A 14919-nucleotide genomic window follows, 5' to 3' on the forward strand; every position below is an offset into this window, starting at 1 on the left:
CATATAATATATGTATCTCCATATGTAAAATAGTAGTAAATATATTTCTATAGTGAAATATGATTAGCAATGATAAATACATATGTTTGTATTAAATCATACAAACTATAATAGAAATGGAGGACTAAAAATGGGATGGATTATCACATTTTTAGTTGGTGCTATTATAGGTGCAATTGCTAGTTCTATAACGGGTAAAAATTTCCCAGGTGGTATGTTCGGAAATATTATCGCAGGTTTATTAGGTGCTTCATTAGGTGGTAAATTATTTGGAACTTTTGGGCCGTCTTTTGGTGGGATTCATGTCGTGCCAGCATTATTAGGTGCAATCGTGTTAATTTTTATTGTATCATTTGTAGTGAAAGCTGCAAAGAAATAGATATATAGATTATGATGAAGAGCCCTGAATAAGGGCTTTTCATCATTCGAAGAGGTGGTTTCGTTGGAGAAAATAAATATAAGAAAAAGAGATAAGTTAAGAAAGTTTTTTAGAGAACAAAATTATTTGGCGGTATTACTTGGATTTGCGTTATTGTTCATTAATATTTTATTGCTAACAAAAATATCATTTGTTTTTACACCGTTTATCGTATTTTTAAAAACAATTTTCTTCCCAGTACTATTAGCAGGCGTGCTATTTTATATTTTACATCCATTCGTTTCGCTTTTAGAAAAGAAAGGTGTTTCAAGAATCGTATCGATAGCTTCCATATATTTAATCGTACTAGGATTATTTGTATTTTTAGTTGTAACGGTTATCCCTATTATTAAAGATCAAATTGATGCATTAATTGATAACTTACCGTATTTTGGCCATGAGATTGAACAAGCAGCACGTAGATTCGGGGAAAGTAATTTACTCGGTAAAATTCAGGAGAATTTAAATATTAATGTTGCGAATATGGTAAAAGAATACACAGTTGATTTTACAAAGTCATTATCATCAGTAACTGGGAATGTAACTGGATTTTTGAGTACTGTTACAGAGGTTGTTTTGACATTTGTAATGGTTCCATTTATATTGTTCTATCTTTTAAAAGATGGTGAGCAATTGCCGAATCACTTTTTAAAGTTTATTTCAGAGCAAAGACAACCAGCAGCAATGAGAATACTAGATGATATGCATTATGCGATTAGCTCGTATATTAGAGGTCAAATTATCGTCAGCTTATTTATCGGTATTATGCTATTAATTGGTTATCTTATTATTGGTATTAAATATGCGGTATTACTTGCGATTTTAGCGATGATTGTAAATATCGTTCCGTACGTAGGACCAATTATCGCGATTACACCAGCGTTAATTATCGCATTTATCGACTCGCCAGCAATGGTGTTAAAAGTAATTATTGTTATGATGGTTGTACAATTAGCAGAAGGTAAATTTATTTCTCCGCAAGTCATGGGTAAAAAGTTAGATATTCACCCGATTACTATCATTTTTATCATTTTAACTGCCGGAAACTTATTCGGGATTATGGGCATTATTTTAGCCATTCCAGGATATGCGATATTAAAAGTGTTAGTTACACACGGTTATAGATTTGTTAAGTTGAATACGTGAAAAAAAGCGCTAAAACAGTGGGAACTGTTTTAGCGCTTTTTTATTAACAATTCATTTGCATATTGGCGCGCCCATTGATCCGCTTCTAATATAGCATCTAGTGAAGGATCTTTTACGTTATGATGAGCTTCAATTGTTTTGTAAATTGTTTTTTCAATATCGAAAAAGGCAATTTCATTTTTTAAGAATAGCGCATTCGCAATTTCATTTGCTGCATTTAATACAGCGGGAGTAGTACCACCGATTTTGCCACATTCATATGCGTATTGTAGACAAGGGAACTTCTCTAAATCTGGTTTTTCAAAATGTAAACTACCGATTTCTAATAAATTTAATTTTTCATAGGAAGAAGGTAGCCGAGTAGGATAGTGAAACGCATATTGAATCGGCATTCTCATATCAGGAGCACCGAGCTGTGCCATAACTGATCCATCAATAAATTCTACTAAAGAATGAATGATACTTTCTTTATGAATCATTACATTAATTTTTTCATATGGAATATCAAATAGCCATCTCGCTTCCATTACTTCGAACCCTTTATTCATTAATGTGGCAGAATCAATCGTTAGTTTTGCGCCCATTAACCAGTTTGGGTGCTTTAAAGCATCTTTTGCTTGTAATGTTTGCATTTCATCACGTGTTTTATCACGGAATGCACCACCGGAAGCTGTTACAATTAACTTCTCAATCTCTTTATTATTTTCTCCGTTTAAACATTGGAAAATAGCTGAATGCTCACTATCTACTGGAATTAAGCGACATCCGTTTTGTTTCGCTAGTTCAGTTACGATATGTCCAGCTGCAACCAAAGTTTCTTTATTAGCAATAGCGATATCTTTCTTCGCTTTTAATGCTTCAATTGTTGGAAGTAATCCTGAAACACCTACAACAGAGCTTAATACAAGATTTGAATCAGGGTGAGTAGCTACTGCAATTAAGCCATCAGTCCCGTGTGTGATTTTTGTATTTGCTGAAATACGCGTACGAAGCTTGTCTGCTAAGTCTTTTGTCGCAACGCTTACAATACGAGGTTGAAACGTTTTGATTTGTTGCTCAAGAAGATCGATATTATAATTTGCGGTTAAACCGACGATTTTAAAATGTTCAGGATGAGCTGAAACGACATCTAATGCAGATGTGCCGATGGATCCTGTGGAACCTAAAATGGATATATATTTTACCATGAAAAAACCTCCAAAGTTGTTTCGAATATTTCTGCAAACCTATATAATATTAGACAATTGAAGTGGAAATTCCTTCTATATAAAATAGAAAATTTTGGTTTGTTTGGAAGTGAAATGTGATAAACTGTAAAAAATAACGAAAAAGCAATGAAAGAGAAGAGTACATATTCGAAACTTTTCAGAGAGCTGATATGTGGTGAGAATCAGTAAGGGATGAATATGGAATGGACTCTGGAGCTTCTAACTGAAATGAGTAGGTAAAGACGGTTACTTCACGTTATTGAAGTATGAAGTGAGCTAATGATAGCGAATTAAGGTGGTACCGCGGGAGTCTCTCGTCCTTTTTTAGGATGAGGGGCTCTTTTTATTTTGAGAAAGGAGGGGTTAGTGTGAGTGAAAAAATAATGTTAACAGGAATTAAGCCGACAGGTTATCCACATTTAGGAAATTATATTGGTGCGATTAAACCTGCATTACAAATGTCAAAGAATAATGAAGGAAAAGCATTGTACTTTATAGCTGATTATCATGCATTAAATGCTGTGCATGATTCAGAAAAGTTCAGCAGTTATACGAAAGAGGTAGCAGCTACTTGGTTATCGCTTGGACTTGGAGAAGATGTTATTTTTTATCGACAAACAGAAGTACCGGAAATTCTAGAATTAGCTTGGATTTTAGCTTGCCTAACTCCGAAAGGTCTTATGAACCGTGCTCATGCGTATAAAGCGAAGGTGGAGCAAAATAAAGAAGCAGGGTTAGAGGTCGATGCGGGAGTGAACATGGGGTTATATACGTACCCGATCTTAATGGCAGCTGACATATTATTATTTCAAGCTACACATGTACCTGTCGGAAAAGACCAAATTCAACATATTGAAATCGCGCGTGATATTGCGACGTATTTTAATCATACATTTGGCACGACATTTACACTTCCGGAGTATGTCATACAAGAAGAAGGAGCAATATTACCTGGCCTTGACGGAAGAAAGATGAGTAAAAGTTACGGAAATGTGATCCCATTATTTGCAGAGCAAGAAAAACTACGAAAGTTAATATTTAAAATCAAAACAGATTCTTCACTTCCAAATGAACCAAAAGAACTAGAAACCTTATTTACAATTTATAAAGAATTTGCGACAGAAGACGAAATACAGTCATTACGTGAAAAATATGAGACTGGAATCGGATGGGGCGATGTGAAAAAAGAGTTGTTTCGCGTAGTAGATCGAGAGTTAGCTGGACCTCGTGAAAAGTACGCAATGTATATGAATGAGCCGGATTTATTATATGAAGCATTAGAAAACGGTGCTGAGAAGGCACGCGCTATTGCAAAGGTAAATTTAGCGGAAATTAAAAAACGGATTGGATTTAAGAGGGAACGTTAAGCGTTCCCTTATTTTTTTTGATAATCTGTAATAATCCTCTCAATAACAGGGGGAAGATTATTAGGTAATTCATCAAGTGAAAAGAAGCGTAGTTCTTTTGATTCACTTTGATCGCATACAAGTTCACCATGAAATTCTCGGCAAATATAAACAACGAGTACACCGTGTACTTGATCGCCGTTTGGATAGATTTGAAAGTAATCTGGTCCAGAGTATGTACGGAATAGTTCTGGATTTTTAATAATAAGTCCAGTTTCTTCATATACTTCTCGCTTTAAAGCGTCTTCTAATGTTTCGTTATATTCTAAGGCACCGCCAATAATGCCCCAGCGGTTAAAATCTGTACGGAGTTGCAGCAATACTTCATCTTTTTCATTTAATATAATGGCGTGTGATCCTATTAGAATAAGTGGATGATTTCCTACTAGATTTCTCATATCTTCAATATAACCCATGTCATTGCTCCTTGTATTTAATAATAGTTAGGAAGTTCTTTTAACATTCTTTCTGTTTTACGTGCTGTAAAGGCTAAGTTATGGTCATCTTTCGTTCTGAAAAATAATGTGCGTAAAAAGGTTTTAATATTGGCACATAAAATACAATACTCATTAAGCGAAAGGCGTTTTCTAATTTGAGGAAGCCTTTTTATTTTTTTATGAATAATAGAAATTAAATCGTTCTGAGGAAAATCATGATACAGCATTGCTAGTAATGGAGTAACAATGCGTTCATCTTCGTTATTATGAAAAAGGTCAGATGGAATAAAGATTTTATTTAATAAACAATGAATTAATTCTTCGTACCATTCAAAAGTTGTATACGTATTATGAACAATTTCAGTAAAGGCATCAGATACATGAGCAAGACAATGAGCCCATCCTTTATTTTCGATATAGCCCCGAAAATCTGTTTCTAAGTTTGTGTATGTAATGAGTTTATTTTTTATTTCTTCGATATCCTCCTCTGTACAAAAGTAGTGCGAATTAGCGAATTGGAGTATTAACGCAATTAACGAAACAGTGTAAGAACGTGTGAAAACCCCATCTGTATGTGGGGAGTAAATGTCACAATATAAATACTCATCACTTAAACAAGTTTGCAGAAGTAATTTCAGCTGATCGTCCATAAGGAATTCATGATGAATGAAATGCGCAAAACATTTATATATAAGTTGGTAACGAACGTAGCTATCAGTCGTTCCGATATACTGAAGCATGTTCAAAGTTAACTCATTTACGTCTATATGTTGCAGTTGCGTATAGTCATTTTGTTGTATAAGCTCTAACTGTTGTTGCAATGCTGTAATATCCACTGGAGAACCTCCTCCGCACTTTAAAGATGCGATCTTTTCTAGTATTCTATATATTCAAGGACAATCCTGCTCATGCAAGGAGAACGATTAGAAATTCGAGTATGATATAGATGAGGGAAGAATATGACGACGATAGAACAGTTAGAAAAACATTTTAAAATAAGAAGAAATGCTTCTTCTATTATGATAAAAGAAAATAATGCAGAGATTTTTACAGAAGAGCAATTAGAGGAAATGATGCAATATTGCGTTGCTGAAGCTAAAAAAGATGGATTAGAAAAACTACATTTTGAAATCTCTTCAAAAAGTCCAAATTATGATGTGTATAAAAGATGTTTTGAAACGTATTTATTTGAATATGTTACGGAAAACATGATTGTATTTAAAGATATATACGAAGTAGAAGATGTAGAAAGTGAAATTGATTTTAAGCTTATTGAAGAAGTTGGAGAAGAGGCTTTTTATTCACTGTGGAATGAAGCAACGGGAGAACCAGTCGCTCATGATCAATTTGTGCATATGATGCTACAAGAAATTGGTGAGCAATGGAAAGAACATTGCTTAACAGCGAGTGCCGATGAAGAGCCGATAGGAATTGTAATCCCGTATATTGAAAGAGGTACGTTAGAAGAAGGGAAACTTATGTACTTCGCAGTTACTCCAAATATGCGTAATAAGGGATATGAAGCTGCGTTATTTGCAGGTGCGATGTTTGTCTTAAAGGAAATAGGTGCATCTTATTATATTGGTGAGACAAATATGCAAAATGAGTGGATGAAGGATGTTTTTGAAAAGAACGGATGTCAGCTGCTGAGTTGTACTGAGCGGTATGTGAGGAAGTTTTAGGAGGATGAAGGATGTATACTCTCGAACTCGTATAGCGGGAGGGGACTATATATGTTAAAGCAATCCATGCATTCATTCGTGTTACTGTATCCAAATGTATTGTTAGAAGGCTGGAATGTTGAAAAAGTTTCAGAACGTTATGAAGGTGAAAAGTGGGGAACTTTTTGGTTTCAGGTTGTTACTCCAACTGGGATGTTTCGAGTAAAGGAATTTTTTCTCGATATAATGGAACCAGTATTTCCGGATAGCTGTATTTCTCAAGCAAAAGGAGATTGTTTTCAATATAAAGGGCTTGTGTATTGGAAAGGTATAAATTATAAAGGAAAAGAAAGTTACGTTACATCTATATGGAAAACACAAGTTGAAATTTCTGTTGATCATGGATATGTAAAACAAGACGAAATGGAACGATTTCTATTTGAATTACAACCAGTAAATATGGAGCTTGGGAAAACGATATTACATACATCATTTCACTTATTAAGCTTTCAAGCGAAGAGAAGTGAAATGGGTGAGATAGGAAGATGTAGAGAGTGGAATGCTCCAGATGACGTATCCTATGTAAATTTGTTAATTCATGAAAAACTAAATTGGAAACTTGAATCGGTCGGTTTCGGAAATGACGAAACGCAGTATGTATACTGGGACGAAGTTAATAAACTATATGCACTTTGGGTTTGTAGACATAAAAACAAAGCGTACTATCCTATTTCTTCATGGACAATGAACTATGGCCCAAAACAAATTATAAACGGGTTAGAGTTTTATTCGCACCCTAATCGCGGAACAGTTGTATACGAAGATTTAGGTAATGAACAAATCGCATACGTATTTCGCGGTAATCCATGTACAAATTTTGAACAAGTAAAAGAACTTTTCGCCTGTTTGTAAGATAAAAAGAAAAATGAGAACGACAAAATGGATATTCCCATAATACAATAGGGTAAGATTCAATTATAAGAGAAAGCGTTGGTGAAAGAATGGAGCAGCAAAGAAATTGGCTACAAGCAACTGTAGAAAGAATTGAAGATAATACGTTACAAATAAAGTGGGAAAATAATATAGAAGAAGTTCGTATTTATTGGAGTACTTCACCAGATCATATTGAAGAAAATGGAGAACTACTTGCAACTGTAAATGGAGAATTATCATATACAATTGAAAACCCGAGTGAAAATGAACGTCCATATTTTAGACTAGTAGGAAGTAATGGACAAGCAGTGACAGTAGCTGAGCGTAGATTGCCATTACAAGGTGCGTTTAACTTCCGTGATATGGGTGGATATGAAACGACAGATGGACGTAAAGTGAAATGGGGCAAATTATACCGTTCTGAAGAATTAGCAGGACTAACAGAGTGGGATATCGACTATTTACAAAAGTCTGGTTTAAAGTTAATTTGTGACTATCGTACAGACTTTGAGGTAAAGCATAAGCCAAATCCTGAGATTACAGGTGCTCGTCAAGTGTGCTTACCAGTTATGCAAGACTTAGCGAAAGACTTAAATATAAATGAGTTTTTCCAAGTTGGTGACCTTTCTATGTTAGGAAAACCAGGTGAGTATCTTGTGAAAATGAATCAAGATTTCGTAAGTGGCAACGAGGCATTCGTGAGCTTCTTAAACTTAGCGCAAAACCCGGAAAACTTACCGTTAGTAAACCACTGTACAGCTGGAAAAGATCGTACTGGATTTGGTTCAGCATTATTACTACTTTTACTAGGTGTACCAGAAAAAACAGTAATGGAAGACTACTTACTAAGTAACGGATTCCGTGAAAAGCTAAATGAAAAAATGATGGCCTTTTTAGGTGCGAAATTACAAAACGATGAGAGCAGAGCGATATTAGGTGCAATGTTTGAAGCGCGTGCTGAATACTTGCAAGCTGCGATTGGTGAAATTCAAAAGCAATACGGATCAGTTGAAGCATACGCTGAAAAAGCTCTTGGCTTTACGAAAGATTCGTTAGAGGAAATGAAAGAGTTACTGCTGGAAGAAAAGTAAAAAGAAGGGAGGCTGGTTTTAATTAGCCTCCCTTTCTTATTGTTGTTATAATTAAGCTATGAGAATATAGGAGTTGAGAAAAACATCATGAAATACAAAGTTATATTATTCGACGTAGATGATACATTATTAGATTTCCCTGAAACGGAAAGACACGCATTACATAATGCGTTTGTACAGTTTGATATGCCTACAGGGTATAATGATTATCTTGCAAGCTATAAAGAGATTAGTAATGGATTATGGAGAGATTTAGAAAATAAAATGATTACGCTAAGTGAATTAGCAGTAGATCGATTTAGACAATTATTTGCACTTCATAATATAGACGTAGATGCACAGCAATTTAGTGATGTATATCTTGAAAACTTAGGGAAAGAAGTACATCTTATAGAAGGCGCAGTACAATTATGTGAAAATCTACAAGATTGCAAGTTAGGTATTATTACGAATGGATATACGATGGTGCAACAATCAAGAATCGGAAATTCACCTTTATGTAATTTTTTTGATCATATTATTATTTCTGAAGAAGTTGGTCATCAAAAACCAGCACGTGAGATTTTTGATTATGCGTTTGAGAAGTTTGGGATTACGGATAAATTAAGTGTACTAATGGTCGGAGATTCGCTAACTTCTGATATGAAAGGCGGAGAAGACTTCGGCATTGATACGTGTTGGTATAATCCGAGTTTGAAAGAGAATAAGACGAGTGTTAATCCGACTTATGAAGTGGAGAGTCTTCTACAAATTTTAGAAATTGTAGAAGTGGCGGAAGAAAAGGTAGCTTCATTTTAATCGTGCTGATATTTGTCGAAAAATCGATATATTGAAAAAATCGTTGATATATTGTAAGTTGTGATAGATATATTTGAAAAATCGTTGATATATTGTAAGTTGCGATAGATATATTGAAAAAATCGTTGATATATTGTAAGTTGCGATAGATATATTTGAAAAATCGCTCATATAAATTCATATACTAAGATATAGAACAAAAAAATAGAGCTACTATACAAGGTCATTCACGTGTTATAATGCGTGAATTAAATATGCGTATATAAATAGTTTCCTAGCGTGATGCGATGTCATGTATGATTAGTGTAACAACTAGAGGTGAATAAAGGATGTTAACGTTTTTATTTGAGTTAGACAAAAATCTCCCGCAGAAGGATGAGCCACGGTATGATGCTTATTCAAAGGGCTTTATCGAAGGAGATGTAACGATTTGCGCGAGTGACAGCGTATTTTTTCAAAAATCATGTATGAAGGTTGCAGAGCTGGGGATTTATTTAGGTCAGTGGATGGAACAAGTTCAATATGGGCAGAACGTGCCTATGAAATATGAAACGGCTGACCGTGAAGAGGTAATTCTTGGTTTCTTCTATGAAGAGGATCATAATCAATGGACTGTTTTTTCCAGCTGGCAAGAATTTGAACTTCAAGAGCGTATAGCTACTGCAACATTAATAGAGAGTGTTCAACGCTATTTGTATGAGCTAAATAAAGAACTGCGCATGATAGAATATCCTGTGACGTTTGATCAGTACTTAAGAGGAGAGCGAATGATGCAGCTCTCTTACAAACGACCGTGTGATAGCAAAGCAGATACGACACCGATAGAGGTTTATAATGGAAGTGAGCAAGTAGGTGTAGTAAGGGGCTATTATAAAAATACGCTGATGAGAGTGCTGGATTTTATTCCGAAAATTGGTAGTAATATTATTTATGAAATAAAGGATAGTAAGGACAATATTCGCGTCATTGCAAAGGATGTAAGTAGGCAGCGCCAAAGAAGGATTTTAGTAATGTACAAAGATAATCATGATGCAGAGCATGAAATACTTGTATGTGACGGAAAGTTATTGGATGCAAATTTCTTATTTACCTTTACATATAAGGCAGAAGAATATGTTGTTCATAAAACTTTATTTGGAATGGGAAAGTTATTACGAAAGGGCTATGTAATTGCAGATTGGAATATTCGTCTTGAGGAAGATATGTATTACATTGAGATGAATGTATATGATGAAGATTACATGCAGGATCAATACTTGCTATTAGGCGTATTTCATGCGGTTTTATATGGATAATCAATGAGAAATACCGTCATTCTTCTTGGAAAGAATGACGGTATTTTTTTGTGATTCTTGTGACTGGACGTCTTTAATCAATCCTCAAAAATAAAAATCTCATCAATCGTACTATGTAATGCCTTCGCTATATCGTGAGCAAGTTGTAAGGAAGGATTGTATTTACCTTTTTCGAGATGACTAATTGTTTCACGTCGCACACCAACGCTCTTCGCTAAATCTTCTTGTGTCATGTTCAATTTGGCACGGTATTCTTTTATTCTCGTTACGAATGCCATGGTGCATCTTCCATTTCATCAATTGGTTTATCGAAAAAGAACATAGAAAAGCCGAATGTAAGAATGAGTGTGCCGAAAATAAGAGCGATATCAATCTCTTGTAGCGTAGGGTTTGGAAATAACATTTCAATAAACATAATGATTGTGGTAGTTAGTAACGTAACGATAAATGCATTGCGACACGATTTATTGACAATTTGTTCAAACAGTTCATCGTGTTGAACTGTTCTATACGATGTGAAAAAGGAGAAGAAACAGAACATAGTAAACAATCCTTTTTCATAAAAAAATCCGAGGAAACCGAAGAAACCGAGAAATCCTAAATATTTTATCCAAGTTGTTTTCATGATAGTTCCTCCTTATAGTGTTAGAAATAAATCATGTTATGTTATAAATATATCACATATGGATAGGAATGGTAATAATAGTTTTCCAGTTTGGTTCATAATAATAGTAAAAAGAGGAAATATGCTGCGAAATAAAGAGGATAATATTGTAAAATGGTTGTAAGGAGGGGGAGGAAGAAATGCTAACTTGGATCATGATCGTTGTATTACTTGTAGTGATTACTGTCATTGCGACGGTGTTAATTGGGCGGAATGGTGATGCAAATTATAGCAAAGCGACAAAGGGGAATATTAAACGCTTAACAATGATTTATATTATACTAGCTGTCGTTTTAGTTGTTGGATTAGGGGTGTATATTTATTTTAAAGGTTAAATATACTGAAAAATGTAAAAATCTTAAAATAGAACTATGCTATAATATCAATATAGTTATTTGGTAATTAAGGAAAGGATTGGATGAAATGATTGAAATTACGAATGTGTCAAAAAGTTATAATGGGTCTACCTATGCAGTAAAAGACTTAAGTTTATCTGTACCTAGCGGCGAAATCTTTGGATTTTTAGGACCGAATGGTGCGGGTAAATCAACGACAATTAAGATGATTACTGGTATTCACGGGGTGGACAAAGGGACTATTACGATTAACGGAAAAAATATTATGGAAGAGCCGATGGAAGCGAAGAAGACGTTTGGTTATGTACCAGATAGTCCAGATATGTTTTTACGATTAAAAGGAATTGAATATTTAAACTTTATGGCCGATATGTATGAAGTGCCGAAAGAAGTACGACAAGAACGAATAGAGTCTTTAGCGAAGAAGTTTGATCTTTATAATGCTTTATCTGATCAAATTCAAAGTTATTCGCACGGTATGAGACAAAAAATCGTTATTATTGGTGTGCTCGTACATGAGCCAGATATATGGATTTTAGATGAACCATTAACTGGGCTTGATCCGAAATCTGCATATATTTTAAAAGAAATGATGAGAGAGCATGCGGATAAAGGAAAGATTGTATTTTTCTCTACACACGTATTAGAAGTGGCAGAAAAATTATGTGACCGCGTCGCGATTATTAATAAGGGAAACCTTCAGTTTAAAGGGAATTTAGATGAAATGAGAGATCATTTTAAATCCAATGAATCACTTGAAAAAATGTTCTTGGAGATGACGGGCAATGAGTAAAATTTGGACGTTAACGAAAGTATTATTGAAATTAAATTATGCAGATTTTATAACAGATAAGAAGAAGCGATGGGCGTATGTATTTTCATTTGCAGCTATTTTATTTGTCGGCTTTTTACTGTTTGGTTCTATCACGCATGCAATGTATGAGGGAATGATACATTTAGGGCAAGATCCAGGAATGATTATCGCAATGGGACTTGCGATTGCGAGTATATGGGTATTTTTAATGAGTATTACGAACATTTTAACTGTATTTTACTACAGCAATGACATTGAAATGTTATTACCATTACCATTAAAACCAGCGCAAATTATTTCAGCCAAATTTTTAACAGTATTAATTACACAATACGTAATGAGTTCATTTATTTTATTACCGATCTTTATTACGTACGGTTTAAAAAGTGGCGCATTTATTACATATTACATATATATGATTTTCATTTACTTACTCTTCCCAATTGTGCCGTTAGTACTAGCTTCGTTACTGATGACAGTTATTATGAGGTATACAAATATAGCGAAAAATAAAGACCGAGGAAATATATTTATTGGAATCGTAAGTATACTATTTATTGTAGGAATTAACGTATTTTTGCAGTGGAAAAATAAAAGTTCGTTTTCTGAAGATGCAATTGCGGATTACCTTGCAAACAACCAGTCTTCTCTTTTAGTACAAATGACAAACTATTTTCCAACTACATATTTTGGAGCAGTAGCATTAGTAGAAAATGCAAATTGGAAGGGACCTTTATATGTAATAATCTTTGCAGTTATTTCATTTGTCTTCTTTGTGTTGTTTTATTACATAGCAGAGCGTACATATTTAAAAGGGGTTATTGGACTTTCAACGAGTACAGCAAAGAAACAAGTTATTTCGGCGGAAGGTTTACAGAAATCAACAGTACAAAGTTCGCATTTAAAAGCGTATGTGAAAAAAGAATTTAAAACGTTATTCCGTACACCACAATTTTTCTTAAATTGCATTGTACAAACTTTCGTTATGCCAATTATGTTGTTCTTTATTTTATTTGTGCAAGATGGAAATTTAAAGTTTATTACAGAGTATATTAACAATTCAGAGACAACGGGATTTGCAATTGGTGTTGGCCTTTGTGCATCGTTATTTTTAATGGGTAGTAACGTCATTGCAACAACGTCATTTTCGCGAGATGGAAGCTCTTGGTTTGTGAATCGTTATTTACCAGTAAAGGCTTCGGATATCTTTTTTGCGAAAGCAATCACTGCTTGGTTAATTAATGTGATCATTTTAGCAGTATTCGGTATTACGATGGCAGTTGTAGCTGGGATTTCTCCAGTCTTTATGATACTGTGGTTTTTACTAAGTGCGAACGGGTTGTTATTAATTAATTTAATCGGAACACGCTGGGACGCGCAAACTGCAGATATTCATTGGGATACAGAGCAGAAATTATTTAAAAGTCGATATACAACTTTGTGGAATTTTTTAGCTAATATTTTAATAGCTTTAATTATTGTGGGGGGAGTAAGTGTATTATACTTCTTCCTTCATGTCGGACTGTGGGTTATGTTTATCGTTTTATTTGTAATGTTTACGATTGTAAATTATATCTTTATTAAAATGTTAAAATTAGGTGCTGAACGTATACTGTCAAATATTCAATAAGAAGATAGATCCTCTGTATTCATGCAGGGGATCTGTGTATAGATGGAGGAGAAAAAGGTGAAGAAAATAGCAATTGTAACAGGGGCAACTCGTCTGAATGGAATTGGTGCAGCTGTATGCAAGGTGCTTGCTCAAAAAGGGATAGACATTTTTTTCACGTACTGGCCAAAGTATGATAAAGCGATGCCATGGGGAATGAGTGATCAAGAACCCTTTTTGCTGAAAAAGGAAATTGAAAGTTACGATGTTCGATGTGAAATGGCAGAAATCAATTTATCGCAGTCTTATTCGCCAAATCGTTTGTTTTATATGGTATCAGAACGGTTAGGTGATCCATCTATTCTAGTTAATAATGCAGTATATTCTACTCATACGAGAATTGAGGAATTAGATGTAGAGCAGTTGGATAAACATTATACAGTTAATGTTCGGGCTACTATGCTATTAAGTTCATTGTTTATAAAACATTATTCACTTAAAACGGGCGGGAGTATTATTAATCTTACTTCAGGACAGTCAGTAGGTCCAATGCCAGATGAACTAGCATATGCAGCAACGAAAGGGGCAATTGAAGCATTTACAAAGTCAGTAGCACCAGTTGCGATGGAGAAGGGGATTACAGTGAATGCTGTAGATCCAGGACCGACGAATACAGGATGGATTACAGAGGAGCTGAAGCATCATTTAGTATGGAAGTTCCCGCAAGGTAAAGTAGGAGAACCGGTGGATGCTGCGCGCTTAATTTCTTTTTTAGTAAGTGAAGAAGCGAAATGGGTTACTGGGCAAGTCATTCACTCGAATGGTGGTTATTCATAAAAATATTATGTTAACAAACGTTGAGAAACAAAAAACGAAAGAAAATTTTATTTTTTTGTATAAATAAAATGTCAAGAAAGATAAAAATTTGATAGAAGAGTATATCGTCATATGAAGATAGTAATTCTTAATGTGACAATATACTCTTTTTCTTTTACTTGCGAGTAGAAAAATGAAGTAGAAGAAACTCGAATATTAAAATGAGTTTATCAGTTTTTGTACGTATTATTATGAAGATTACTGTCG

Annotated in this window: 17 protein-coding genes and 1 other annotated feature; of the genes, 12 read left to right on the forward strand and 5 right to left on the reverse strand. The window is 34.4% G+C overall.

Annotation, left to right across the window (positions count from 1 at the left end; all coding sequences use genetic code 11):
• The first annotated feature begins 130 nt into the window (after positions 1–130).
• Together ACZDYH_RS24115 and ACZDYH_RS24120 are read left to right on the forward strand one after the other, a co-directional pair.
• Positions 131–379 carry a GlsB/YeaQ/YmgE family stress response membrane protein gene (locus ACZDYH_RS24115; RefSeq protein WP_229163828.1) on the forward strand — a complete coding sequence of 83 codons (249 nt, stop codon included), beginning with the start codon at positions 131–133 and terminating at the stop codon, positions 377–379.
• 63 nt (positions 380–442) lie between these two features.
• Positions 443–1564 carry an AI-2E family transporter gene (locus ACZDYH_RS24120; RefSeq protein WP_000411484.1) on the forward strand — a complete coding sequence of 374 codons (1122 nt, stop codon included), beginning with the start codon at positions 443–445 and terminating at the stop codon, positions 1562–1564.
• Positions 1565–1593: 29 nt separating this feature from the next.
• Here the strand turns inward: ACZDYH_RS24120 and ACZDYH_RS24125 are convergent, their stop codons facing one another.
• On the reverse strand, positions 1594–2751 hold the full coding sequence (locus ACZDYH_RS24125) for a 1-deoxy-D-xylulose-5-phosphate reductoisomerase (protein WP_025708771.1): 1158 nt from the start codon (positions 2749–2751) through the stop codon (positions 1594–1596).
• A gap of 138 nt (positions 2752–2889) precedes the next feature.
• Positions 2890–3097, forward strand: a binding site (T-box leader).
• Positions 3098–3140: 43 nt separating this feature from the next.
• Between ACZDYH_RS24125 and ACZDYH_RS24130 the strand changes: the two genes are divergently transcribed.
• A complete protein-coding gene (locus ACZDYH_RS24130) occupies positions 3141–4139 on the forward strand; it encodes a tryptophan--tRNA ligase (protein ID WP_016122880.1) in 999 nt (332 codons plus the stop codon).
• An 8-nt stretch (positions 4140–4147) separates the two neighbouring features.
• Here ACZDYH_RS24130 and ACZDYH_RS24135 read toward each other — a convergent pair whose 3' ends face one another.
• Together ACZDYH_RS24135 and ACZDYH_RS24140 are read right to left on the reverse strand one after the other, a co-directional pair.
• The gene (locus tag ACZDYH_RS24135; RefSeq protein WP_000540463.1) at positions 4148–4594 is read right to left on the reverse strand and encodes an NUDIX hydrolase; all 447 of its coding nucleotides are present in this window, start codon (positions 4592–4594) and stop codon (positions 4148–4150) included.
• Between the two features lie 17 nt (positions 4595–4611).
• Positions 4612–5451, reverse strand: a complete 840-nt coding sequence (locus tag ACZDYH_RS24140) for a DUF2785 domain-containing protein (protein WP_000355451.1) — start codon at positions 5449–5451, stop codon at positions 4612–4614.
• Positions 5452–5574: 123 nt separating this feature from the next.
• On the opposite strand from ACZDYH_RS24140, the gene ACZDYH_RS24145 reads away from it, so the two are divergent.
• The 5 genes from ACZDYH_RS24145 (at position 5575) to ACZDYH_RS24165 (ending at position 10393) form a co-directional block, all read left to right on the forward strand.
• Positions 5575–6297: a GNAT family N-acetyltransferase gene (locus ACZDYH_RS24145; protein WP_434712409.1), complete on the forward strand. Its 723-nt coding sequence runs from the start codon at positions 5575–5577 to the stop codon at positions 6295–6297.
• A 51-nt stretch (positions 6298–6348) separates the two neighbouring features.
• Positions 6349–7188 (forward strand): hypothetical protein, encoded by an 840-nt coding sequence (locus tag ACZDYH_RS24150; protein ID WP_000917826.1) that lies wholly within the window; start codon positions 6349–6351, stop codon positions 7186–7188.
• An 89-nt stretch (positions 7189–7277) separates the two neighbouring features.
• Positions 7278–8300 (forward strand): tyrosine-protein phosphatase, encoded by a 1023-nt coding sequence (locus tag ACZDYH_RS24155; protein ID WP_088362249.1) that lies wholly within the window; start codon positions 7278–7280, stop codon positions 8298–8300.
• Between the two features lie 87 nt (positions 8301–8387).
• Positions 8388–9098: a YjjG family noncanonical pyrimidine nucleotidase gene (locus ACZDYH_RS24160; RefSeq protein ID WP_000875908.1), complete on the forward strand. Its 711-nt coding sequence runs from the start codon at positions 8388–8390 to the stop codon at positions 9096–9098.
• Between the two features lie 329 nt (positions 9099–9427).
• Positions 9428–10393 (forward strand): tubby C-terminal domain-like protein, encoded by a 966-nt coding sequence (locus ACZDYH_RS24165; protein ID WP_290101342.1) that lies wholly within the window; start codon positions 9428–9430, stop codon positions 10391–10393.
• 77 nt (positions 10394–10470) lie between these two features.
• Here ACZDYH_RS24165 and ACZDYH_RS24170 read toward each other — a convergent pair whose 3' ends face one another.
• The gene (locus tag ACZDYH_RS24170; RefSeq protein WP_000896323.1) at positions 10471–10671 is read right to left on the reverse strand and encodes a helix-turn-helix transcriptional regulator; all 201 of its coding nucleotides are present in this window, start codon (positions 10669–10671) and stop codon (positions 10471–10473) included.
• The gene (locus tag ACZDYH_RS24175) at positions 10659–11018 is read right to left on the reverse strand and encodes a DUF3796 domain-containing protein (protein ID WP_000859224.1); all 360 of its coding nucleotides are present in this window, start codon (positions 11016–11018) and stop codon (positions 10659–10661) included. The genes ACZDYH_RS24170 and ACZDYH_RS24175 overlap by 13 nt, the downstream gene beginning before the upstream one ends.
• 179 nt (positions 11019–11197) lie before the next feature.
• Here ACZDYH_RS24175 and ACZDYH_RS24180 point away from each other — a divergent pair, with 179 nt between their 5' ends.
• The 4 genes from ACZDYH_RS24180 (at position 11198) to ACZDYH_RS24195 (ending at position 14673) form a co-directional block, all read left to right on the forward strand.
• On the forward strand, positions 11198–11392 hold the full coding sequence (locus tag ACZDYH_RS24180; RefSeq protein ID WP_000958863.1) for a hypothetical protein: 195 nt from the start codon (positions 11198–11200) through the stop codon (positions 11390–11392).
• An 88-nt stretch (positions 11393–11480) separates the two neighbouring features.
• Positions 11481–12206, forward strand: a complete 726-nt coding sequence (locus ACZDYH_RS24185) for an ABC transporter ATP-binding protein (RefSeq protein ID WP_434712404.1) — start codon at positions 11481–11483, stop codon at positions 12204–12206.
• The gene (locus tag ACZDYH_RS24190) at positions 12199–13857 is read left to right on the forward strand and encodes a putative ABC transporter permease subunit (protein WP_000036886.1); all 1659 of its coding nucleotides are present in this window, start codon (positions 12199–12201) and stop codon (positions 13855–13857) included. Before ACZDYH_RS24185 ends, ACZDYH_RS24190 begins: the two co-directional genes overlap by 8 nt.
• 57 nt (positions 13858–13914) lie before the next feature.
• Positions 13915–14673 (forward strand): SDR family oxidoreductase, encoded by a 759-nt coding sequence (locus tag ACZDYH_RS24195; protein WP_000716965.1) that lies wholly within the window; start codon positions 13915–13917, stop codon positions 14671–14673.
• Positions 14674–14919 lie beyond the last annotated feature (246 nt).

Source organism: Bacillus sp. EB V-12, from assembly GCF_056158125.1.

What these genes read in the sequence shown, in the direction of transcription:
- ACZDYH_RS24115 (WP_229163828.1), top strand. Translation starts at nt 131, where the DNA reads ATGGGATGGATTATCACATTTTTAGTTGGTGCTATTATAGGTGCAATT.
- ACZDYH_RS24125 (WP_025708771.1), bottom strand. Translation starts at nt 2,751, where the DNA reads ATGGTAAAATATATATCCATTTTAGGTTCCACAGGATCCATCGGCACA.
- ACZDYH_RS24135 (WP_000540463.1), bottom strand. Translation starts at nt 4,594, where the DNA reads ATGGGTTATATTGAAGATATGAGAAATCTAGTAGGAAATCATCCACTT.
- ACZDYH_RS24145 (WP_434712409.1), top strand. Translation starts at nt 5,575, where the DNA reads ATGACGACGATAGAACAGTTAGAAAAACATTTTAAAATAAGAAGAAAT.
- ACZDYH_RS24150 (WP_000917826.1), top strand. Translation starts at nt 6,349, where the DNA reads ATGTTAAAGCAATCCATGCATTCATTCGTGTTACTGTATCCAAATGTA.
- ACZDYH_RS24155 (WP_088362249.1), top strand. Translation starts at nt 7,278, where the DNA reads ATGGAGCAGCAAAGAAATTGGCTACAAGCAACTGTAGAAAGAATTGAA.
- ACZDYH_RS24160 (WP_000875908.1), top strand. Translation starts at nt 8,388, where the DNA reads ATGAAATACAAAGTTATATTATTCGACGTAGATGATACATTATTAGAT.
- ACZDYH_RS24165 (WP_290101342.1), top strand. Translation starts at nt 9,428, where the DNA reads ATGTTAACGTTTTTATTTGAGTTAGACAAAAATCTCCCGCAGAAGGAT.
- ACZDYH_RS24170 (WP_000896323.1), bottom strand. Translation starts at nt 10,671, where the DNA reads ATGGCATTCGTAACGAGAATAAAAGAATACCGTGCCAAATTGAACATG.
- ACZDYH_RS24175 (WP_000859224.1), bottom strand. Translation starts at nt 11,018, where the DNA reads ATGAAAACAACTTGGATAAAATATTTAGGATTTCTCGGTTTCTTCGGT.
- ACZDYH_RS24180 (WP_000958863.1), top strand. Translation starts at nt 11,198, where the DNA reads ATGCTAACTTGGATCATGATCGTTGTATTACTTGTAGTGATTACTGTC.
- ACZDYH_RS24185 (WP_434712404.1), top strand. Translation starts at nt 11,481, where the DNA reads ATGATTGAAATTACGAATGTGTCAAAAAGTTATAATGGGTCTACCTAT.
- ACZDYH_RS24190 (WP_000036886.1), top strand. Translation starts at nt 12,199, where the DNA reads ATGAGTAAAATTTGGACGTTAACGAAAGTATTATTGAAATTAAATTAT.